The 21,459-nt window shown below is 70.3% G+C and carries 14 protein-coding genes; 3 read left to right on the top strand and 11 right to left on the bottom strand.

Translation table 11 applies throughout. The features are described 5' to 3' along the window. Positions 1-72: 72 nt before the first annotated feature. Together GQF42_RS36875 and GQF42_RS36870 are read left to right on the top strand one after the other, a co-directional pair. The gene (locus GQF42_RS36875; protein WP_158927193.1) at positions 73-768 is read left to right on the top strand and encodes an ROK family protein; all 696 of its coding nucleotides are present in this window, start codon (positions 73-75) and stop codon (positions 766-768) included. Positions 769-1,014: 246 nt separating this feature from the next. Then, positions 1,015-2,223: a L,D-transpeptidase gene (locus tag GQF42_RS36870; RefSeq protein ID WP_199272925.1), complete on the top strand. Its 1,209-nt coding sequence runs from the start codon at positions 1,015-1,017 to the stop codon at positions 2,221-2,223. Between the two features lie 19 nt (positions 2,224-2,242). Here GQF42_RS36870 and pntB read toward each other — a convergent pair whose 3' ends face one another. The 5 genes from pntB to GQF42_RS36845 all read right to left on the bottom strand — a co-directional run bounded on the left by pntB (position 2,243) and on the right by GQF42_RS36845 (position 9,761). Beyond that, entirely contained in the window at positions 2,243-3,709 is a 1,467-nt protein-coding gene (gene pntB / locus GQF42_RS36865; RefSeq protein WP_199272924.1) for a Re/Si-specific NAD(P)(+) transhydrogenase subunit beta, read from the bottom strand. Positions 3,710-3,715: 6 nt separating this feature from the next. Continuing rightward, on the bottom strand, positions 3,716-5,272 hold the full coding sequence (locus GQF42_RS36860; protein WP_158927189.1) for a Re/Si-specific NAD(P)(+) transhydrogenase subunit alpha: 1,557 nt from the start codon (positions 5,270-5,272) through the stop codon (positions 3,716-3,718). A 141-nt stretch (positions 5,273-5,413) separates the two neighbouring features. Then, positions 5,414-7,123 carry a CocE/NonD family hydrolase gene (locus GQF42_RS36855; RefSeq protein ID WP_158927187.1) on the bottom strand — a complete coding sequence of 570 codons (1,710 nt, stop codon included), beginning with the start codon at positions 7,121-7,123 and terminating at the stop codon, positions 5,414-5,416. A gap of 188 nt (positions 7,124-7,311) precedes the next feature. Next, the gene (locus GQF42_RS36850; RefSeq protein WP_267906158.1) at positions 7,312-8,571 is read right to left on the bottom strand and encodes a protein kinase domain-containing protein; all 1,260 of its coding nucleotides are present in this window, start codon (positions 8,569-8,571) and stop codon (positions 7,312-7,314) included. Positions 8,572-8,651: 80 nt separating this feature from the next. Beyond that, a complete protein-coding gene (locus tag GQF42_RS36845; protein WP_158927183.1) occupies positions 8,652-9,761 on the bottom strand; it encodes an alpha/beta hydrolase in 1,110 nt (369 codons plus the stop codon). Between the two features lie 371 nt (positions 9,762-10,132). On the opposite strand from GQF42_RS36845, the gene GQF42_RS36840 reads away from it, so the two are divergent. Then, on the top strand, positions 10,133-11,746 hold the full coding sequence (locus tag GQF42_RS36840; protein ID WP_158927181.1) for a glycosyltransferase family 2 protein: 1,614 nt from the start codon (positions 10,133-10,135) through the stop codon (positions 11,744-11,746). Positions 11,747-11,758: 12 nt separating this feature from the next. On the opposite strand, the gene GQF42_RS36835 is transcribed toward GQF42_RS36840, so the two are convergent. From GQF42_RS36835 to GQF42_RS36810, 6 genes are all read right to left on the bottom strand, one after another. After that, positions 11,759-13,966, bottom strand: coding sequence for a bifunctional glycosyltransferase/CDP-glycerol:glycerophosphate glycerophosphotransferase (locus GQF42_RS36835; protein ID WP_158927179.1), 2,208 nt, complete (start codon positions 13,964-13,966; stop codon positions 11,759-11,761). A gap of 550 nt (positions 13,967-14,516) precedes the next feature. Then, a complete protein-coding gene (locus GQF42_RS36830) occupies positions 14,517-15,353 on the bottom strand; it encodes an ABC transporter permease (RefSeq protein ID WP_158927177.1) in 837 nt (278 codons plus the stop codon). A 152-nt stretch (positions 15,354-15,505) separates the two neighbouring features. Further along, entirely contained in the window at positions 15,506-16,807 is a 1,302-nt protein-coding gene (locus GQF42_RS36825) for an MFS transporter (RefSeq protein ID WP_233273610.1), read from the bottom strand. Beyond that, a complete protein-coding gene (locus GQF42_RS36820; RefSeq protein ID WP_158927175.1) occupies positions 16,804-18,018 on the bottom strand; it encodes a type III PLP-dependent enzyme in 1,215 nt (404 codons plus the stop codon). Before GQF42_RS36820 ends, GQF42_RS36825 begins: the two co-directional genes overlap by 4 nt. After that, complete coding sequence (locus GQF42_RS36815; protein ID WP_158927173.1) at positions 18,015-19,703, bottom strand: IucA/IucC family protein; 1,689 nt, start codon at positions 19,701-19,703, stop codon at positions 18,015-18,017. The genes GQF42_RS36820 and GQF42_RS36815 overlap by 4 nt, the downstream gene beginning before the upstream one ends. 37 nt (positions 19,704-19,740) lie before the next feature. Further along, positions 19,741-21,321 (bottom strand): IucA/IucC family protein, encoded by a 1,581-nt coding sequence (locus GQF42_RS36810; protein WP_233273609.1) that lies wholly within the window; start codon positions 21,319-21,321, stop codon positions 19,741-19,743. Positions 21,322-21,459 lie beyond the last annotated feature (138 nt).

The raw sequence follows: 21,459 nt of genomic DNA, 5'->3' as shown, positions 1-21,459 counted from the left end.
CGGAAGTCCACGCTATGGTCGGCGAAATAAGGCCGTCAAGAGTCGTAAAGTGACTCTGTTTTATTCCTTTGAATGGCGGAATTCGATGAATGGATCGGCCTCAACCCGGCGGAGGAACTCTCGCGCAGGTTCGGCCACCAGATCCTCGTCGCCAACGACGCCGACATGGGCAGCCGCGGGGAACACGCCTTCGGCGCCGCCCGCTGCGTCGACGACTTCTTCTGCATCAAGGCATCCCATGGCATCGGAGCCGGGCTGGTCCTGGCCGGGCGTACCTACCGTGGTTCCAGCGGGATCGCCGGCGAGATCGGCCGCACCCACTTGGAAGGCGCGTCCAACCTGTGCCGTTGCGGCAACCGGGGCTGCCTGGAGACAGTCGTCTCCATCACCGAGGTACGCCGTCAGCTGGCGCACGTCCTGCCGTCCGAGCATCCGGCCGATCGACCCGGCCCGGGCTGCGAAGGTCCGCCCTCACTGGCAGACCTGGCCACCCGGCCCGCTGCCGCCCGGGTGATCACCGACGCAGGACGCACCCTCGGCCTGGTCCTCGCCGACCTCGTCAACTGCCTGAACCCAGCAGCGATCATCCTCGGCGGCGACCTCAGCGCCGCCGGGGAGCCCCTGGCACAGGGCGTGCGCGAGTCCGTCAACCGCTACGCCCAGCCTGCCAGTGCCAACGCCGTCACCATCAGCGTCAGCACGCTCAGGCAGCGCTCCGAACTCCTCGGCGCCGTGGCAACCGCCATCCAGCAGTCCGCAGTCGACTGAGCCCGCCCTCCCCGCGGGCTTCGAGAGAGCAGACGAACACGCGCCGTCCGGCCGTCGAGCAGAGCCTCGGCGACGCTCTCACGGCGCGTGGAATACGCCACAATTCATTCCCTTCAGGGCGGATCAATGGGTAAAAGTGGAATTTGATGCCGGTTGCCGCTCCTCCGGTGGCCGGTTTCCGGGATTCAACGATCAGCGGCATAGGAGAAGTGTTTGATCACGCCAAGTAAGCGACATACCAGGCTGATGGCTACGGCCGGCACACTCGGCGGCGTCCTCGCACTCACGGCCCTCGCCGGTACCGGCAATGCTGCCACCAGCGGAAACAACGCCGGGAACAGTCCGAAGCCGCAGGCGCAGGCAAGTCGGGCGGGCGCCCAGGACGCCTCCGACGCCCGAATAGGGATCACGCCGGGTGAAGGTGCCCACAACGTCGGGATCACCGGCCCCGTCAAGGTCACGGTGAGCAACGGCAAGCTCACCAAGGTGACCATGACCGCCGTCGCGACCGGCACCGAGATCCCGGGCACCCTGTCCGCAGACGGAACGTCCTGGAACCCGAACGGCCGGCTGGCGAAAGCCACCCAGTATCAGGTCGCCGCAGAGGCCCAGGACGCCCAGGGGCGCCCCGCCACCGGGAACGCCACGATCACCACGGTCTCGCCGGCCAACGACTTCATCGGGCACCTCTCCCCCATGGACGGCTCGACCGTCGGCGTGGGCATGCCGGTGACGGTCACCTTCGACAAGGCGATCAGCGACAAGGCCGCCGTGGAGTCGAAGATCCGGGTCAGTTCCAGCAGCGGGCAGCAGGTCGTCGGTCACTGGCTCAACGGCAACCGCCTGGACTTCCGCCCCGAGACCTACTGGAAGCCCGGCTCCACCGTCACCGTCCAGCTCACGAGCCACGGCGTCCGGAAGACGGTCACGTTCAAGATCGGCCGGAGCCAGATCAGCACCGTCGACGCCAGGACGAAGCAGATGACCGTCGTACGGGACGGGAAGACGATCAAGACCATCCCGATCTCGTCCGGCAGCCCCGAGCACCCGACGTACAACGGTCGGATGGTCATCTCGCAGAAGTTCGGGCAGATCCATATGAACGGTGCGAGCGTCGGCCTCACGAAGAAGGACGGCAAGCCCGCGTACGACATCAGCGACGTACCGCACGCCATGCGCCTCACCGACTCCGGCACGTTCATCCACGGCAACTACTGGGGTGCCGACTCGGTCTTCGGCAAGGCCAACACCAGCCACGGCTGTGTGGGCCTCAAGGACGCCAAGGGCGGCGGCGACGGCGGGCAGCCCGCCGCGTGGTTCTTCGACAACTCGATGACCGGTGACGTCGTGATCGTCAAGAACTCCGACGACAAGACCAGGCTGGCCCCGGACAACGGCCTCAGCGACTGGAACGTGCCCTGGACCCAGTGGGTCTCGGGCAACGCGACCGGATGACGCACCGGACCGACACGGCTCACCGGCCTGCCGCCGTCGTCTGGCGCGCGGCCGAGGCCGTCCCGTGGGAACCGTCGGTGCCGAGCGCGGCCAGGATGCCCTCGACGCTCTGCCTGGCGTCGCCGAAGAGCATGCTGCTGTTGTCAAGGAAGAACAGCGGATTCTGCACGCCCGCGTAGCCGGATGCCATGGAGCGTTTGAAGACCACGACCCGGTCCGCCTCCCAGACCCGCAGCACCGGCATGCCGGCGATCGGGCTGGCCGGGTCGTCGATCGCGGCCGGGTTGACGGTGTCGTTCGCGCCGATGACCAGCACGACCGAGGTACCGGCGAAGTCGTCGTTGATCTCGTCCATCTCCAGGACGATGTCGTACGGGACCTTCGCCTCGGCCAGCAGGACGTTCATGTGCCCGGGCAGGCGCCCGGCAACGGGGTGGACGCCGAAGCGGACCTCGACGCCCCGCTCGCGCAGCCGGCGCGTCAGCTCCGCCACGGGGTGCTGGGCCTGGGCGACGGCCATGCCGTAACCGGGGGTGATGATCACGGAGTGGGCCTGGGCGAGCATCTCGGCCGCCTCCGCGGCTTGCACCCCCCGGTGCTCGCCCTGTTCCTCCTCGCGGCCGGCGGGCGCCTCGATGCCGAAACCGCCCGCGATGACGGAGAGGAAGGACCGGTTCATCGCCCTGCACATGATGTAGGACAGGTAGGCACCGGAGGAGCCCACCAGCGCGCCGGTGACGATGAGCAGGTTGTTGTCGAGCAGGAAGCCGGCCGCGGCCGCCGCCCAGCCCGAGTAGCTGTTGAGCATCGAGACGACGACGGGCATGTCGCCGCCGCCGATCGCGGCGACCAGGTGCCAGCCGAGCGCCAGTGCCAGCACGGTCACCGCGATCATCAGCGCCAGGTTCGGACTCATGGTGAACCAGACGGTCAGTACGACGAAGGCGCCGAGCGCACCGAGGTTCAGCGCGTTCTTGCCCGGCAGCATCAGCGGACGGGATTTGATACGCGCCGAGAGCTTGAGGAAGGCGACGATCGAGCCGGTGAAGGTGACCGCGCCGATGAAGATGCCGATGAACACCTCGGCGTGGTGGATTCCCAGCAGGTCGGCGTCGATCCGAGTCTGTGCCCTGCCGTGGGCTTCCACCTCCAGGTAGCTGTTCCAGCCCACCAGTACCGCGGCGAGGCCGACGAAGCTGTGCAGCACCGCGATCAGTTCGGGCATCTGCGTCATCTCGACGCGGCGGGCCCGCCACAGGCCGATCACCGCGCCGAGCGCCATCGCCAGCACGATCAGGGCCACCGCCCCGGCGGTGATGCTCCGGGCCGCCACCACGACCGTGGCGACGAGTGCGAGGGCCATGCCGGCGATGCCGTAGACGACGCCGGCGCGGGAGGTGCGGTGCTGGGACAGGCCGGCCAGGCTGAGGATGAACAACAGGGCGGCGACCAGGTCGGCCGCGTGGGATGCCGTCAGTGAGGTCATGTCGGCTCAGCCTTTCGAGAACATGGACAGCATGCGGCGGGTGACGGCGAAACCTCCGAAGACGTTGACGCTCGTCAGCAGGATCGCCAGGAAGGCCAACGTGGTGACGAACCGGTTCTCGTGCCCGATCTGCAGCAGGGCGCCGATCACGACGATGCCGGAGATCGCGTTGGTCACCGACATCAGCGGTGTGTGCAGAGCATGGTGCACCTTGCCGATGACGTAGTAGCCGATCACGACCGCCAGGGCGAACACGGTGAAGTTCCCTGCGAGTTGGGCGGGTGCGAAGGCCACCATCAGGAACATGACGAGCATGCCCAGCCCGATCAGGCCGAAGCGCCGCGCGGGCGTGAGCCACAGTTGCTTGGGCGCGGGCTCGGCGGGCTCGGTCTGCGGCGGGGCGGCAGGGGCGGCCGAGACCGCCACGGGAGGCGGCGGCCAGGTGATGTCTCCCTCCCGCACCACGGTCACGGCCCGCTGCACGGCGTCGTCGAAATCGATCGCCAACTGCCCGTCCCTGCCCGGAGTGAGCAGCTTCAGCAGGTTCGCCAGGTTGGTGCCGAAGAGCTGTGAGGCCTGGGCGGGCAGCCGGGAGGCGAGATCGGTGTAGCCGATGATGGTGACCCCGTTGTCGGTGACCACCGCGCGCCCCGGCACGGTGCCCGCGACGTTGCCGCCCTGGGCTGCGGCCATGTCGACGATGACGCTGCCCGGCTTCATCACGGCCACGTCCTCGGCGGACAGCAGGCGCGGCGCCGGCCGGCCCGGGATCAACGCAGTGGTGATCACGATGTCCACGTCCTCGGCCTGCCGGTGGTACAGCTCGGCGGCGGCACGGTCGTAGTCGGCGGAGGTCGCCCTGGCGTAGCCGTCGGTGCTCGTCTCCTGCGCGACGTCCACCGGGAGGTACTCGCCGCCCAGCGACTTCACCTGGTCCGCGACCTCGGGCCGCGGGTCGGTGGCCCGTACGACCGCGCCGAGGCTGGAGGCGGCGCCGATCGCCGCCAGACCGGCCACGCCCACGCCGGCGACCAGCACCTTCGCCGGTGGCACCTTGCCCGCCGCGGTGACCTGGCCGGTGAAGAACCGGCCGAAGACGTGCGCGGCCTCGATGACCGCCCGGTAGCCGGCGATGTTCGCCATCGAGGACAGCACGTCCATCGACTGGGCCCGCGAGATGCGTGGCACAGCGTCCAGCGCCAGCGCCGTCACCCCGGCGGCGGCCAGCGTCCGCAGCAGCTCGGGCCTCTGTGCGGGGGCCAGCAGGGCGACCACGGTCGCGCCCTCCCGCAGCCGGGTGACCTCCGTGTCGGAGGGAGAATTCACTTTCAGGACGACATCCGCATTCCAGGCCTGGCCGATACTGGCGCCGGCATCGAGGTAGGCTTGGTCGCCGAAGCCGGAGGCGGCACCGGCCCCGGACTCCACCACCACCTCGTACCCGAGGGCCAGCAGCTGACGAGCCGTCGCCGGCGTGGCCGCGACCCGCGTCTCGCCGGAAACGGACTCGACCACGACGCCGATGCGCTGGGGCGGGTGTTGCGCAGATTCTTGTGCAGACATGTCTCGTGTTCTCTCCTTGGGAGGAGGGCTTGACGGGTATCCGCGTTCGAGGGACGCCCACAGGACTTTCCCGTGGACGCGGGCCGCAGGAAACCTACCCGTCGGAGCCATCTGAGCCGACGGACACGGCCCTGATGTATTTCACTTGGCCGTCCCGGCGCCATGACTCGCCAGGACCGGTCGGCGCAAGGGCAGCACCAGACGGGACGGATCGGCCTGCGGGGAGCTGAACGAGACGTCGCTGCCGGGCGGGGTGGTGCCGCCGTACGCGGGGTCCTCGGTGTCCAGGACGAGGGCCAGCCGGTGGCCCGCCGGCAGGTCGTAGGCCGTGTCGAAGAGGGCGACGTCGAGCGGGAAGGCCTGCCCCGGAGTGTGGCCGGACCAGCTCTGTGGCGCGTGCGAGACGAGTTTGCCCAGGCCGAGGGCGTTCACGTCGTAGACGTAGGCGAAGACGGTGCCCTGCGACGCGGAGGAGGTGACGGTGGTGTGCAGCACGGCCTGACCGCGGATGCGCTGGACGGACGGGTAGGGCGCCGACTGCCAGACGGCGGCAGCGAACCGGGGCAGCAGCGGAACCTCGACGCTCGGCGGCAGCTCAGCGACCTGGTCGAGCACCCCGGACAGTTCGGTGACCCCGGCGTCCGCTCCGGAATCGATGCCACCGGTGATCGTGGTGTGCCATCCGGTGTCGGCCGGACCGTCGAGCGTACCGGTACCGAGGGCGTCCTCAGGGCCGAGCGGCAGTGACCGGGTCCGTGAACCCACGGCCTGCCAGCTGGGATAGTCCTCTACACCGCTTCCGTTCCTGACGTGCAGTTCCACCGGTGCGCCATGGCCACCCGAGGTGTCGCCGCCGCCCTTGAGCCGCTGGTCGAACCACTCACGTGCGTCCGCCCATGTCGCGTTGTCCAGGCCGAGGAATCCGGTCAGTTCCTGGGTGGCGTGGTCTCCGGGGCGCATGATCAGGCGCTTGGGGCCGGTCAGCTTCTGGTAGAAGTACGCGATCTGGCTGGAGTTGAAGATGCTGTCGCTCCACGCGTTGGCCAGCAGGACCGCCGTACCGTGGGCATTGAGGCGATCCACATAGGTCTCGGGAGACCGCGTCCTGGCCCACTTGACGACTGCCTGCATGTCGCGATTGGCATAGAGGTCGGCCAGAGTCTGCGCGTACTCCGCGCCCGGACGGCCGGTTGGCGCCTGCAGGGCGTTGAGCAGTGCCGCCGCCTGCAGATGCCGGGTCTGCCCGCTGTAGAGGGAGCTGACCAGGTCACCCCAAGCACTCAGTGCGGCCACCGCCTTGATCCGCGGATCGGAGGCGGCACCCAGCAGGGACATGCCCGCGCCCAGTGACAGACCGAGCATGCCGACGCGCCCTGGGTCGGCCTCGGTGTGCGCGAGGGTCCAGTCGATGACGGTAGAGACGTCGCCGACATCCGTGGGCCCGCCGACGTCCACCCGTCCGCCGGAGAGCCAGAATCCGCGTACCGTGTAGGTGACCACCACATAGCCGTCGGCAGCCAGCTTCCGGCCCTGAGCGACGTACTCCAGGTCGTTCTGCCCCCAGGAGGCGGGCTGCACGATCACCGGATGACGTCCGCGCGAGTCGGCGCCCGGTGTTCCGGCGGCGGGCGTCAGGACGTCGGCCTTGAGGACCACGCCGTCCTTCATGGGGATGTCGACCAGGCGCAAGGACGACCCGGCGGTGACGGCGGCCTGTGACCGCGCAGGAGAAGTGGTGGCTGCGGCGGGAACCGTGCCGATGCTCGCGCACAGGGCGACCGAGGTCACCGCCGCCGCGCCCGCCAGCCTCCCCCGGACCAGGTGCGCACGAATACGGCCGTAACCCGTCATCGGTGTCCCCATCAGGCTCGGATCGGACCGTGATGCCCCAACGGCATCCATCCGGTGTGGTGATCGGAGCCTAGAGAGACTCACGTGGCCCCCGGGAGTGCATGACCAGCCAAATCTACCGGCCAGTAACCATCAGGGCTCGGCCTCTTCCGTGGGCCGCGGGCCGCGACCGTGGCCCACGGGGACCTCTACCTCTGTCGAGGTGCGCCCTGGGACAGGACGACCCGCAGGACGGTATGACCGGGCACCTGGCTGCCGGGCGAGGGTGTCTGCTCGCATACGCGGCCGACGGGCGTGCCGGGGCGAGGGCAGGCTCGGTGCCGGATGGGCTGGACGCGTACGCCGGCTGCCGCGGCGCTCGAGCGGGCTTCGGTCATCGTCTCGCCGATCAGCGAGGGTGCCGCGACCCGGGGACGAGCAGGAGCGTGGTACCCGGTGATCGCGTAGGTGCACACGGCGGCCCCCAGCAGCACCGCCATCGCCTGCAGTGGCCGGCGGATGCGCCGGCGGCGCACGGGGCGTTCCTTCCGGGGGTCCGGGGGCGGCGGCACCCGGGTGTGCCGATCCGTCGCGGGTGGCGCCGGCAGCGCCGAGGGGGCGGCCGTGTCGCTGCCTGCCAGCAGCTTCCCGATGGCCTCGCGCATCTCTTCGGCGCTCTGGTAACGGTCGGCACGGTCCTTGGCCAGGGCGCGCAGCACCAGGGTGTCGTAGGCGGCAGGCAGCTGCGGGGCGTGGGCAGAGGGGGGCACCGGCGGTTCCGAGAGGTGCTTCATGGCCACGGCCAGCGGGGTGTCACCGGTGAACGGGGGGCGGCGGGTGAGCAGTTCGTACAGCAGGCAGCCGGTCGAGTACAGGTCGGTGCGGATGTCCACCTGCTCGCCCCGGGCCTGTTCCGGCGAGAGGTACTCGGCCGTGCCCACCACCACCGAGGTGCGGGTGAGGGTCGTACCCGCCCGGTCCACGGAGCGGGCGATGCCGAAGTCCATCACCTTCACGGTGCCCTCGTGGGAGAGCATGACGTTCGCCGGTTTGATGTCCCGGTGGACGATGCCGTGGCGGTGGGCGTGGTCGAGCGCCTCCAGCACGTCGGCGGTGAGTTCCAGGGCGTGCTCGGGCCCGACGACCGGTGCCTCGCGCACGAGTTGGAGCAGCGTGGTGCCCTTGACGTACTCCATCACGAGGTACGGGACGAGGTGGCCGTCGATCGTGTCCTCGCCCGCGTCGTAGACGGCGACGACGGACGGGTGGCCCAGCAGGGCCGCCGAGACGACCTCACGGCGAAAACGCGCCCAGTGTTCGGTATCGGCCGCCAGTTCCGGCCGGAGCGTCTTCACGGCGACCTGGCGGAACAGCAGCAGATCGTACGCCAGCCACACCTCGGCCATCCCCCCTTGACCCAGGACCTGTTCCAGACAGTAGCGTCCGCCCAGACGACGTGAACGGTCCACGGTGCTCCCCCCTCGTTGCCGACTTCCGTCGCGGCACCGTAGGGGCGGTTCTTGTGGGATCTCTGTGATCCTTCGTGGGCTCAGGAGGACGGCGTGGGGCCCTCCATCTGCTCGCTGATCCACTGCATGGGCTCCTCCATTTCCCTGAGGTAGGTGGCGCCGTTGTGGGTGCCGCCGGGTATCTCCCACAGCTTGGTGTGGACGGGGCCCTTGCCGTAGGCGGCCATGAAGTTCTTGACGGCGTTGACGGTCACGGGGTTCTCCCTCGTTCCGACCTGGAACGCGACGTAGACGTCCGGCCCCTTCGTGGCCGCCAGCCGCTTGGCCAGCACCTTGGGGTTGTTCTCCGCCATCTCCTTCTCGTGGCCCCGCCACAGCGGGGAGTCGGGGACGATGTCGGGGCCGTTGGCGATGGCCGTCTTGAACCTGTCGGGGTGCTTGAGGACGGCCTTCAGGCTGGCGAAGCCGCCGGTGGAGGAGCCCATGTAGCTCCAGCCCGCACGGTCCTTGATCGTACGGAAGTTGGCCTTCATCAGGTCCGGGACGTCCTCTGTCAGCCAGGTGCCCATCTTCGGCTGGTCGGGGATGTCACTGGCGTCCCAGTAGATGCCGTGCGTGTCCGGGCCCGGATTGAGGATCGGCATGGCCAGCAGGAAGGGCTTGCTCCTGCCCTGCTCGTACCACTTGGAGACGCTCTTCTCCAGCGAGAGCCGGTCCGGGCCGAACTCGCCCACCGACCAGTAGTTGCTGTCGTTGCCGGGGCCACCGGGCAGGGCGATCATCACGGGGAAGCCGCTCGCGGCGAACTTCGCGTCCTGGTACTCCTTGGGCGCCCAGACCCACACCTTGCCCTTGAACCCGGACTTGGGTCCGTCCAGGGTGACGACGCTGACGTGGGTGCCGTCGCTCAGGGTCTTGACGTTCTTGAACTCGGCCCTGGGGCCCGTGGGCATCAGCGACTTGGAGTCGGCGGCCTTCGCGCCCTTGCCGTCCTGCGCGCCGTCGGCGGCCCGGTCGTAGGTGACCGGGTCGCCCTTGTCCGTGAACGGCGGGATCTCGTAGTGGCTCATCACCTGCCAGGCGATCAGTCCGAGCGTGGCCGCGGACGCCGCCCCGATGATCCGACGTCGGGCCCGGGACGTGCGGCGCCGGCCCTTGGACCGGTGGGTCCCGGCAGGTGGATTCCTCATCTTGCTGCTCCGGCTGGTACTGCCCCGATGGGGCAAGAAGGTCAGTTCCGTCCGGTTGGATGGACGCGCCAGGACCGGAGGTTGCCTGGTCGAGCCGTTCAGCAGGTCTTTGATGCGAAATCCTGACAATCAGGCTCATGCCTCCTTGCCGCTTCAACGGTATCGGGGGAAACCGTCACAGGGGGGAGGGGCCTGTTGACCGCCCCGGCGCAGGGGATGCGCCGGGGCGGTCCGTCGTCGTGGCTGGTCAGCCGAGTGAGGTGAGGAAGGTGTTGACATACTGCGCGACTGTGCCAGCGGGAACCTGAACACGTCCTGACTGCAGTCCTACATAATGTAGGAGTTCATCGACCGCACGAACGGGAGCAGAGTTGTCCAGCGCACAGGACGGGGCGGTCACGGTGGTGGTCATCGCCTACAACGACGCGGAGCACATCGCGCAGGCGGTGACCTCGGCTCTCGCACAGGGCGATGCGGTGGGCGAGGTCGTCGTCGTCGACGACGCCTCCACCGACGACACGCCTCACGTACTGGGACAGCTCGCAGCCACCGAGCCGCGCGTGCGCGTCGTACGCCGTGCGGTCAACAGCGGCGGCTGCGGCACCCCGCGCAACGACGGGATCGACGCGGCCCGCCACCCGTGGCTCGTCTTCCTCGACAGCGACGACGTGCTTGCGCCGAAGGCCGTGGACACGCTCCTCGCCGTCGCACTGCGGCACGGCGCCGATGTGACGGCAGGCCTGTGCGTCCGGCGCGAGCTGCCCGGTGGACGCGAGATCCCCTGGCAGGAAGCACTGTTCACGACGGAGGCCGTGTACGACGGGGTGGCCGGGCGCCCGCAGACGCTGTGGGACACCCTGTCGGTGAACAAGATGTACCGCCGTGACTTCCTGCTGTCCCGGCGGATCCGCTTCCCCGACGGCGCCGCGCACTACGAGGACTTCGTGTTCACCGCGCGTGTCTACGCGGCCGGGCCGCGCTTCGCCGTCACACCCGAAACCGTCTATGTCTGGCATGTGCGCTATGGCACAGGCCAGGCTTCGATCTCACTGCGCCGGGACCGGATCCAGAACTGGCAGGACCGGGTCAACGCCCATCAGCAGGTGCTGGAGATCATGCGGGGCAGCGGCGACCAGGATCTGCTGATCGCCGCGCAGACGAAGTTCCTCGAGTTCGATCTCGCCGTCTACCTTCGTGAACTGCCGCAGCGCACGCCGGAGTACCAGGACGACTGGTGGCGGATCGCCCGCGAGCACGTGGGCGCCTTCGAGACGGAGGCGGTGCGGCGGGCCACTCCCGCTGCCCGCTGGCGCACCGAGGTGCTGCTCGGCCGCGAGCGCCGTGCGGTGGACGTCCGGCGGCTGGCCGAGTTGGCGGCCGACCCACCGCGGCTGGCACCGCCGTACGCCGGTGACGCGCGGCGACCGCTGTGGGACGAGGCGGATTCCATCCCCGAGGCAGCGGACGAGATCGTGCTCGACGGTCTCGGCGACACCCCTGTCGCACAGTTGCCCTTCTACGCCCTCGGGAACGTGGGTGCGGGTCGCCGGCTGGTGCTCGAACTACGACTGGGCGACCTCTACGGCAGGACCGCGCACGCCGGCCCGGAGCGGGCGACCGTCGAGTTGCGGCACCGGGTGACGGGCGCGGCACACCGGTACGAGGCCGCGTGGGAGGCCGGGCCGGACGGACACGGCTGGCGTGCCGTCGTCACCGCCGACGTGGCGGCGCTCTGCGAAGGCGGCACGATCACCACCTGGGACGCCTGGGTGACCCTGACGTTCCGGGACGGCGAGTCGACCACGAGGCCGCTCCGTGCGGGATCCGGCCTCAGGCGGCTGGTGCGGATGGGCCGCCGAGGACGGGTGCTGCTGCTCCAGCCGTACGCCACCAGCAGTGGCGGCCTCGCCGTGCACGTCACGGACGGCCTGTCCGGGATGCGCCGCGTTGTCGCGGGACGCGTCGCCCGCCGCGTACGGAGCTGAGCGGCGACGGGGTCAACTGCCTGTCTGCGCCGGTCCGTTCGTGCTGGCCGGCTCTCCCAGGAAGACGCTGCGCACCACGCGCTCGGCCGCGTGCCCGTCGTCGTAGGGGCAGAAACGTGCCCGGAATCCGGATCGCCGCTTGGCCATGTGCGGCCCTGTGTACTCGCCGCTGAGGAAGATCTCGGCGAGTTGCTCCTGCGTGGTGGCGACCACTCCGGGCGCTTCGGCGAGGAGGTCGAAGTAGACGCCACGTGCGCGACGGTACGTCTCCCAGTCGGGCGCGTAGATCACGATCGGCCGGTCCAGGGCGGCGTAGTCGAACATCACCGAGGAGTAGTCGGTGATCAGGACGTCGGCAGCGATGCACAGGTCTTCGACCGACGGGTGGGACGAGACGTCCATGACGCCCTGCGACGGGACGGTCCGAGGGGTGTCGAAGTAGTGCGCGCGCACCAGCAGGACATGGTCGTCCCCGAGCTGTTCGGCGAACCGCCGCACGTCGAGCAGGGCCGCTTCCCGGTCCTCGTGGTCGCGGTGGGTGGGCGCGTAGAGGACGACGGTCCGCCCGGGGGTGATGCCCAGTTCGGCCCGCACCCGGTTGGCGCGGTCGGGCGAGGCGTTGACCAGCCGGTCGACGCGCGGATAGCCCGTCTGCAGTACCTGGTAGCCGCCGGGGTAGACCCGGGTGAACACCTCGGTGGTGTGCGGGTTCGGCGAGACCAGGAAGTCCCATCGCCCGCACTGCTCCACCAACCGGTCGAAGTTCATGCCGCGTGCGGCTGCGGGGTGGTCCCGCAGGTCCGTCCCCATCTTCTTCAGCGGGGTGCCGTGCTGTGTCTGCACCAGCACCGCGCCGCGCCGCTTGGGCAACTCGTAAGGAAAGTTGACGTTGTTGACCAGATACCTGGCCCGCGCCATGGTGCGCAGGCATCGTGCCGATCCGTCCACCACGTACTCGACACCCGGCGGAATGGATCCCGTCCTGTCCTTGGCGACCACCCACACCCCGCGGATGCCGGGCGCCAGCTCGCGGGCCTTCTCGAAGACGGCCGCGGGGTTGCAGGCGTAACCGCGGCTCCAGTAGGCGGCGTAGACGGCGAGGCCGTCGTCGACGGGAAGCAGCAGACAAGCACGGTAGTAGGCCCGCCGCAGCGCCTTCGCCGCGAGCCGGGGTGCCCGCCGCGCCGTACTGCGCGCCCGGCCGAGGGCGGTACGGAGTGCGAGACGAAGCCGGTTCACCGGTTCCAGGGCCACGTACGCGGAGTGGGCGTCCCGCTCCACCAGCCGGTACTGCAGGCCACGCAGCCCGGACGGGTGGGAGTAGTCGCGTGGCCGGAACCTGCGGAAGTGCTGCGACGCCTGCCGGAAGAAGTCGCGCCGCATGGTCTGCGGCACGAGTCCGGGGGTGGCGAGCACCGTCGTCGCATGTCGTACGGTCCGGTCGAACACCGCCCTGCGGAAGGGCTCGGCGGTCTCGGCCTCGCGGTCGATGAAGGCGAAGATCCGCTCGTACTGGCCGAAGAGATCGAAGTGCTTGGGGCTGGAGGTGTTGGTGATCGCTCCCTCACGCCCGCGCCGGTAGTGGTAGCAGACACGGTCGAGCATGCTGATCCGGCGCGCCGCGAGCAGGACCGGGTAGGTGACGGAGATGTCCTCGTAGTAGCCGTGCCCGAACTCCACGTCCAGGCCCAGCAGGAACTCGCGGCGCAGCACCCTGCTCCACGCGGTCATGATGAGGTCCAGGGTGCCCGGGCGCTCGGCGAGCGTGAACGTCTCGGGGGCGTCCCGGAACAGATGCGCACGCACGTTGCGCTCCATGCCTCCCTCCGGGTCGACGAGGGCGTGGTCGACGAGAAGCACGTCGGGCTCGGTCCGCTTGAGCCGCTCCGCGACCGCGGCGAGTGCCCCGTCGGCCAGCCGGTCGTCGCTGTCGACGAACCACACGTACGTGCCACTGGCCCGCGCCAGTCCCTCGCTGCGCGCTCGGCCGAGGCCGACGTTCTGCGGCAGGTGGACCACGCGCAGCCGCCGGTCCCGGGCCGCGTACTCGTCGAGAAGGGCACCGCTGGAGTCGGGGGAACAGTCGTCCACGGCCACGACCTCGATGCCCCGAAAGGACTGCGACGCCCCGAGGACCGAGTCGAGGCACTCCGGCAGATACTCCTGCACCTGGTAGACGGGCAGGACGATACTGATGAGTACCTCTTCGGACGGCTGCACGGCCGGGGTGTCAGTCGTTACCACATGGTCTCCAGGCAGGTGTCGGTGTGTATGTGTGCCACGCTCGGACCGGGGTCTGGCAGATGCGAGGGGCCTCCTTCGGGGTTGCCGGGACCTCGTCGTGCGCCGGGGTACGCTGCGGATCGCCGTGCCGACGACGTTGACGCGGTACCGCCCCGCGGACCGCGCCACGATGCCGGTCACGGGGCAGCGGCACCGATCCGATGACGGCGTTGCGTCCCACCCGTGCGGTCGTCTCACAGGAGAACGCGGCAGCTCCTCGAGCACACAGTAGTCCTACATGTTGTAGGAGGACCAGTGCGGTCGTGCCGGGCGAGCCGAGAACGGGCCGGCACCGCATGAACCCACGCGCATGCGGCCGAGCGTCGCACCGACGTGCGACTCAATCCGTGTGTCCCGTCGCCTGCTGCGGTTCGACGACGTCCCTGCGGGTGACGGACAGGGGATGACCGCAAGGACGATCGCAAGGACCGTGGTGCTCGTCTCCAGCGGCGCGTACGGCAGCGTCGAGCGCCTCCCGTCCGGGCCTCTACTCGGAAGAACGGCTCGGCGCCGGGCTCCTGAGAAACCTTCTGACCTCGCGCGGGGACCCCGTGCGGGCGTCCGGCCCCGGGCGGTACAGACGGTGCCGGGCGACCAGCTCAAGGGTCACCGCCACCGCGATGGCCTGCACGGCCATGAGCGCGATGAGGACGAACAGTTGCACCGCCGCGGCCGGCAGGGGGCCGGCTCCTCCGAGGAGCATGCCGACGAACGCGCCGGGGAGTGTGACCAGCCCGACCGTACGAGTCTGGTCCAGGCCGGGCAGGAGGGCCTCGGAGGCCGCGGGACGTGCGATCTCCATGCGCGCGTCGCGGTCCGGGAACCCCAGCGCCATCGCGGCTTCCACCTCTCCACGGCGCTGGGACAGTTCGTCCAGGGCACGCCGTCCGGCTAGCACGGTCACGGTGAGTGCCCCGCCGATGAGGATGCCCGTGATCGGAATCAGGGCGACGCCCTTGAGAGGGACCAGTCCGGTGGCGAGGAGCGCCACGACGACCGGTATCACACCGACGGCGATCGGGGCGGCCGTCCACCACCAGGTGTGGTTGCCGGTGATTCTCCGCCCGGCCGTGCGCACGGCCACCGCGAACATGACCACGAGGAACGCCAGGAGCCCCGGCACCGACTTGACGGCCCAGGTGATGACCACCGAGACGAGGGCGAGCTGGACGCCGGCCAGGAGGATCTCCCGGGCCCGGCTCCTGTACGGGTGCGGATCGAGACGGGACCGGCCCGCGACCACCGCGGCCACCAGCAGGAGAGCGGCGAGCAGGACACCGAGGGTTGCGTTGACCGGTACGAGGGATGCCGTGCTCGACGCCACGTTTTCCACCTCAAGAAGCTGCTGGACGGGCCGATGGGGTGCGCGGGCCCCTCACCTGACCGGCCCCTGCGGCCGACAGCGCAGTCTACGTCGCCGTCCTTCCGCCGCGGTTCACGCCTGCCAACGCCGCTGAAGCCGAGCCCGCGAACGTGTCAGACGTCGGGCCGCCGGTCCCCCGTCGGCCGGGCTGAGGCGAGGGCCGAGCTGGTGAGGGAAGCCGCTCCTGCGACTCGGGGACGCCGTTGGACTCGACGGGTGACCAAGGAGGAGAGCGCAAGTGCGGAGGACGCCGAGACGACGCCGCCCAGGACCAGTGTCGAGCGGGCGCCGAGGGTGTCCGACACCAGGCCGACCAGCGGGGCGCCCACGGGGGTGCCGCCGAGGAGGACCAGGAAGTAGACGGACATGACACGGCCTCGCAGGTGTGGGTCGGCATGGAGCTGGGTCAGCGCGTTGGCGGTGGTGGTCACGGTCACTGCGGCGAAACCGGTGGGGATCAGCAGGGCCATGAACGAGCCGCCGTCCGGCATCAGGCCGAGCGCCGCTTCCAGTGCCCCGAAGACGATCGCGGTGGAGATCAGGCGGCGTGCGCTCGGGGGCCTGTCACAGCTTGCCCCGTAGAGCGCGCCGGTGAGGCTGCCCAAGGCGTAGGCGGCGGAGAGGCAGCCGAAGGCGGCGGCGCTCGTGTGGAAGGCCGTGATGGCGACGAGGGAGATGGTGACCTGGAAGTTGAGCCCGAATGTGCCGACGAAGGCGACGAGGCTGATCGGCAGGAGCAGTTCCGGGGTGGAGGCGACGTGGCGGAAGGCGTCGCGCAGTCGGGTACGGCCGCGTCGGGGGCGGCGGTGGTCGCCCGGGTCCGTACGGATGGTGGCCAGGCCGTAGAGGACGGCCAGGTAGGAGACCGCGTTCGCGAGGAACACCGGGCCCGTGCCGAAGGCGGCGACGGTCAGGCCGGCGAGGGCGGGGCCGACCGTGCGGGCCACGTTGAACTGGGCGGAGTTCAGGCTGACCGCGGTGGCCACCCGCTCCCGGTCGACCAGTTCGGAGATGTAGGCGTTGCGGGCGGGACCGTCCAGGGCGGTGGCGGTGCCGAGGGCGAACGCCAGCACGTAGACGGACAGCAGACTCACCGCGCCGGTGACGGTCAGCAGTCCGAGCAGGAGTGACTGCACTGCCATGGCCGTCTGGGTCACGAGCAGGATCCGTCGCTTGGGGTACCGGTCGGCGAGGACGCCTCCGGTCAGGCCGAACAGGGTCTGCGGGAGGAACTGCAGTGCGGTCACGAGGCCGACCGCGCTGCCGCTGTTGCCGGTGATGTGCAGGACGAGCAGGTCCTGGGCGGCACGCTGCATCCACGTGCCGATGTTGGAGGTCAGCTGCCCGAACAGGTAGCGGCGGAAATTCCGGACGGAAAGTGTGGCCGTCACCGGCATGCGGGAGCCCGTGCTCATGACATCCGGTGGGCGTACGTGCCGCAGGTGACGGACTCCTCGGCATCGTCGAGGTGATGGAAGGTCGGGTGCGGGTGCATGAGGAACCCGTGGTGCGAGATGTTCCAGGCATAGGCGCCGGCCATGGCGAAGGCGACCCGGTCGCCGACGCGCAGCCGCTCCACCATGACCCGGCGAGCCAGGACGTCCTTGGGCGTGCACAGCTGTCCGACCAGCGTGACCGGCTCGTCACGGGCCTGCGGCCGGTCCCAGGGCCGCGGCCAGACGTCGTCGGGGATCACCTCGAAGGGCTGGTCGTGCTGTTTGGCGGCCGGAGTGCGCAGATGGTGGGTGCCTCCGCGCAGCACGGCGAACGCCTCCCCGCGGCTGGACTTGATGTCCAGGACCTCGGTGACGTACCAGCCACAGTACGCGGTGACCGAACGGCCGGGCTCGATCCGCAGCGTGAGGCGAGGGTGGCGGGCCAGGATCCGGGCCAGCCCCGCGCCGAACACGGGCCAGTCGAACACCTTGTGCGGGTGTGTGTAGTCGACGTCCATTCCCCCTCCGACGTTCACCTCGGCCAGGTCTGCTGCGCGTCCGCGAGCCCAGCCTTCGGCCCAGGTCAGGACCTCGTCGACCAGGGCCAGTTGAGCCTGGGCCGTAAGGCCGCTGGCCAGGTGAAGGTGCAGGCCGCGCAGCCGGATCCGCGGTTCGGAGGCGATCAGCTCCAGGCAGCCGTCCAGGTGCGCGGGGTCCATGCCGAAGGGGCTCGGTTGGCCGCCCATGGCGAGGGCGACCCGGCCGACGTCGACGGGCAGGTTGGCGCGCAGGAGGACGTCGGCACCGCGGTCGCCCAGCAGGGTGGTGAGGAGACGTAGTTCGTGTTCGCTCTCGACGTGCAGGCGCTCCACTCCGGCTTCCAGCGCCCGAGCCAGCTCCGTCGGCGTCTTGCCGGGACCTCCCAAGGCGAGCGGCGCGTCGGGGACGAGCCCGCGGACGTGGCTCAGTTCGCCGCCGGAGGCCACCTCGAATCCGTCGACGTGCGCGGCCAGGGCCCGCAGGATCCGGGGATCGGAGTTGGCCTTGGCCGCGTACAGAAGCTCGACGCGTTCGGGCAGCGCGGCCCGGATGGCGTGCACGTGCTCACGCAGGGCCGGGAGGTCGTAGACGTACGCGGGCAGGTCGTCGCCGGTCAGCCGCCCGACATGGTCGAGCAGGACGGGCCTCACCGGAACACCTCCCGGGGAAAGTCCGCACCGAGCGGGCTGGGCAGCGGTACGTAGGTGGCATGCCGGTCGGCCTGACGGGCCCAGCGCAGCAGGAGGTTGGCCTTGGCGGGCAGGGGTACGCCGGACAACAGGGCGCGCAGGCGCGGCGGTTCGGCGGCGCTGCGGGCGTAGGCGTCGAGGTGGTCGCGGACCAGGCCCCAGAGGGCGGGTTCCAGCGTCGGTTCGAGGTCGGCCAGGGCGCTGAGGACTTCGGCGGTGTGGTTGACCAGGAGGCAGTAGGCGACCCGGTTCCAGCCATGTTCGGGATCGTAGGTCAGGGGGCCCCGCACGTCTTCGGGCAGATCGGCGAGGGCGTGCCGGTGGTGTTCGGCCAGGAGCTTGGTGCCCTCCAGGTCCCTGAAGAGCATCTGCGCGGGGGTGCCGTCGGGATGCACACCGACGACGACGTTCTGCAGGTGCGGTTCCAGGACGACGCCGTGTTCGAAGTAGGCGGCCAGCACCGGTGGCAGCAGCAGTCGCAGGTACGCGTCCCACCAGGCCAGGACGTCTGCGTCGCCGCGGGCGAGCAGATGGGAGACGTGGGCCGTACTGGTCGGGTACTCGTCCGCCACCGCGGCGGCGAGCAGGGGTGTCACCCCGGGACGCAGATGCCGGCGCAGGCCGGAGCGGACGATGACGCCGAGGCCCTCCAGGAGTTCCTTCCCGGCAGCGAGCGTCCGGTAGCCGGGCTCGGCCAGCAGCGCACACCCGGGGAAGCGGCCGGCGAGTCCGGCGAAGACGGGCTGCAGCAGGCGGTTGAGGGCGACGGCACCGGACAGCTCGTAACCGGCGTGCCTGCGCAGGCAGTTGGTGAGGCGGACGTTGAGGCTGAACTTCAGGAAGGTGTCGCTGTCGGGGTCGTACAGCGTGCGCACCGATGCGGTCGGCACCAGCTCCGGTCCGCCCACTTCGGCGTCGACGACATCACCGGCGGCCACTGCCTGCCGTAGCCGGTCGTGGCCCTGCAGCAGCCGGTACTGCCAGGGATGCACCGGCAGCACCGCGAATCCCGGATCGGACGCCGGGCACAGCACGTCCAGCTCCCGCAACTCGCCCTCCTCGCACACGAGATGACGGCGAACGGCCAGGTGGCGCAGACGGAAGCGCGCGCCGGTCTCCGGGCCGTACGCCAGCCAGTCCGCCGGATCGCCGGTGCGGGCCTTGGGAGTGGGGTGGAAGCGATGGCCGAACACGAGGGACTGCTCCGACGCGACGTACGGATCGGGGTGCGGTGAGGCGCCCGCCCGCTCGTCCAGAGCGGTGCGGATCGTCTCACGGCTGTCGGCGACCTGGCTCAGGAACTCCTCGTTGGCGACACCCGTACGCAGTTCCAGTTCGTCCCGGATGTATCCGGCCAGCTCCTTCCAGCCGACCGCCACCCAGGCGTCGTTGTCGAGCCGCTGCACCGGTCCCCGGAAGCGGTGGGCTCCGAGCAGCGAGACCCTGCGCAGCGGGGAACGCAGCAGGACGCCCCGGCGGGGCAGACGTAGCAGGAGGTGGCCGTCGTCGACCGTCACCTGGTGCTCGGGAGCCGACACCTCGCGGATCAGGCAGTTGAGCAGCGTGTGGACGGTGACGGTGTCGGCTGTCGTCACGGGCGTGCTTGCGCCGGTCGGGGTGTCGTGGGTGGCGGTGCCGGTGCTCATACGGTCGCTCCAGGGGGACAGCGGTCGGTGCAGGGAATCAACGGCAGGACGCCAGGGGGTTGAGGACGGGCGTCCACTGGGCCTTGCGCGGGTTCTGGGCCAGGCGCATGGCGACGGTCGCCTTGAGCGGCATCGTGTCGCCGAAGAACGCCGCCGCGTCCTCGCAGTCCGGCAGGCCGGCGTACACGCGGCGGCCGACCTCGGCCACCGCGCCCCACAGCGCCCGGGGGTCGGCCGCCCGTGTCCGGCTGAGCACGGCGGCCAACTCGGTGAAGACTCCGCTGACGAGACCGCCGAAGAGTTTGGTACGCAGCGCGTCCAGGTCGTCTCCCGCGCGGGTGCCCAGCAACGGCGGCAGGGTGAAACCGCACCGGGCCAGGCGGCGCGGGCTGACCCGCACGCCGTCCAGATCCCGGTACAGCACCCGCACCGGCCGCCCGTCCCGCAGTACGACCAGGGTGTTCTGACCGTGCGCCTCCAGCGCCACCCCCATGGACAGCAGCGTCAGTACGGGCGGCAGCACGAGCCCCGCGAAGTCCGCCAGCCAGCGCACCGGGTCACCCGACACCACAGCGGCTCCGGTCGCGTGGACGGCGGTGAGCGGAACCGCGATCTCTCCGGCGTCGAGGTAGCACTCGGTCGACTCCCGGATCATCGCGGCCAGGCTCTCGCAGGGCTGTCCGTCCACGCGCACCGCGCCGCCGCCCAGCTCCCGCAGGACGCGCAGGCTGCCGCGGTACCCGGCCTTGTCGATGACGGCCGCGACCAGGTCCGACAGCGGGGGCCCGTCGGCGACCTCGGCCGGGGAGATGGTGCGCCGGTAGTTGGTGACCTGCACGTCGAGCGCCGTCTTGATGTGGCAGCCCGGCAGGACATCCAGCGGGGCGAGGGTACGCAGCGACAGCAACGGCCGGGCTCGGATCGTCTCCTCCACGACGGCCAGGCCGGGGTGGTGCGCGAGCATGTGGTCCCGCTGCCAGGGGTGCAGCGGGAGGAGGATCGTGTCGCCGTCCCGCAGTCGCCACGGCCAGTCGCCGGCCCCCTGCCAGCGGTCGGCCGGGACACGGAGCAGCGCCAGCCGGACGACCGGGTGGTGCTCAGGAGCGTAGGCGAGCACGTCGTCGATCGACATGCCGGTACGCGTCCGGCAGCAGGGATGCTGCGGGTGACCGTCGACCACCGCCTGCTCGGCGTCCGCCGAGTCCTTGGGTGGGACCCTTTCGCCGGCGTTCGCGGCCCTGGCCAGGGCCAGATTGACCACGCTGTTGTCCAGCTCGGCCGCCAGTCGCTGCGCCGCGGGGGTGCGCAGGCCCAGGTGCTCCAGCAGCTGCGCCGGTCCGTGGATCGGCCCGCTCGGACCCGATACGGCGAAGTCGTCGGGCACCTCGGCGAACGGCCGCGCACTGGATTCGGCCGCCGAGAGTGCACCGCCCCGCTGCAACTCGACCACGAGGGCGTCGGACTCCCGGCGATGCCCGGTCACGCCGGGCAGGGGCTCCCGTACGAAGGCGCCCCACAGCCGGCCGAGCACGGTGGCACGTGCTCCCGGCAGCGCGGTCGTGAAGGGTTCCACCAGGTCCGGGCGCGTGCGGCGTAGTTCATCAAGGGGCATGGGCATGGGCATCCCAGGTGCTCGTGGGGGCGCTCGGCGCACGGTGCTCCGGTGGCACCGGCCGGGCAACCGACACTATGGGAAGACGATCAAACGCAGTGCCAGGGCACGTACAGCAGCGATCCCGGATTCCTCCGATGAGAC

It is taken from the genome of Streptomyces broussonetiae (assembly GCF_009796285.1).
Classification (GTDB): Bacteria; Actinomycetota; Actinomycetes; order Streptomycetales; family Streptomycetaceae; genus Streptomyces; species Streptomyces broussonetiae.
The sequence above is the reverse complement of the archived record's forward strand: the minus strand, read 5'-3'. Positions and strand labels throughout refer to the sequence as shown.

Excerpts from the sequence above, each read along its gene's own strand:
- GQF42_RS36875 (WP_158927193.1), top strand. The coding sequence starts at position 73 with ATGGCGGAATTCGATGAATGGATCGGCCTCAACCCGGCGGAGGAACTC.
- GQF42_RS36870 (WP_199272925.1), top strand. The coding sequence starts at position 1,015 with ATGGCTACGGCCGGCACACTCGGCGGCGTCCTCGCACTCACGGCCCTC.
- pntB (WP_199272924.1), bottom strand. The coding sequence starts at position 3,709 with ATGACCTCACTGACGGCATCCCACGCGGCCGACCTGGTCGCCGCCCTG.
- GQF42_RS36860 (WP_158927189.1), bottom strand. The coding sequence starts at position 5,272 with ATGTCTGCACAAGAATCTGCGCAACACCCGCCCCAGCGCATCGGCGTC.
- GQF42_RS36855 (WP_158927187.1), bottom strand. The coding sequence starts at position 7,123 with ATGACGGGTTACGGCCGTATTCGTGCGCACCTGGTCCGGGGGAGGCTG.
- GQF42_RS36845 (WP_158927183.1), bottom strand. The coding sequence starts at position 9,761 with ATGAGGAATCCACCTGCCGGGACCCACCGGTCCAAGGGCCGGCGCCGC.
- GQF42_RS36825 (WP_233273610.1), bottom strand. The coding sequence starts at position 16,807 with ATGAGCACGGGCTCCCGCATGCCGGTGACGGCCACACTTTCCGTCCGG.
- GQF42_RS36815 (WP_158927173.1), bottom strand. The coding sequence starts at position 19,703 with ATGAGCACCGGCACCGCCACCCACGACACCCCGACCGGCGCAAGCACG.
- GQF42_RS36810 (WP_233273609.1), bottom strand. The coding sequence starts at position 21,321 with ATGCCCATGCCCCTTGATGAACTACGCCGCACGCGCCCGGACCTGGTG.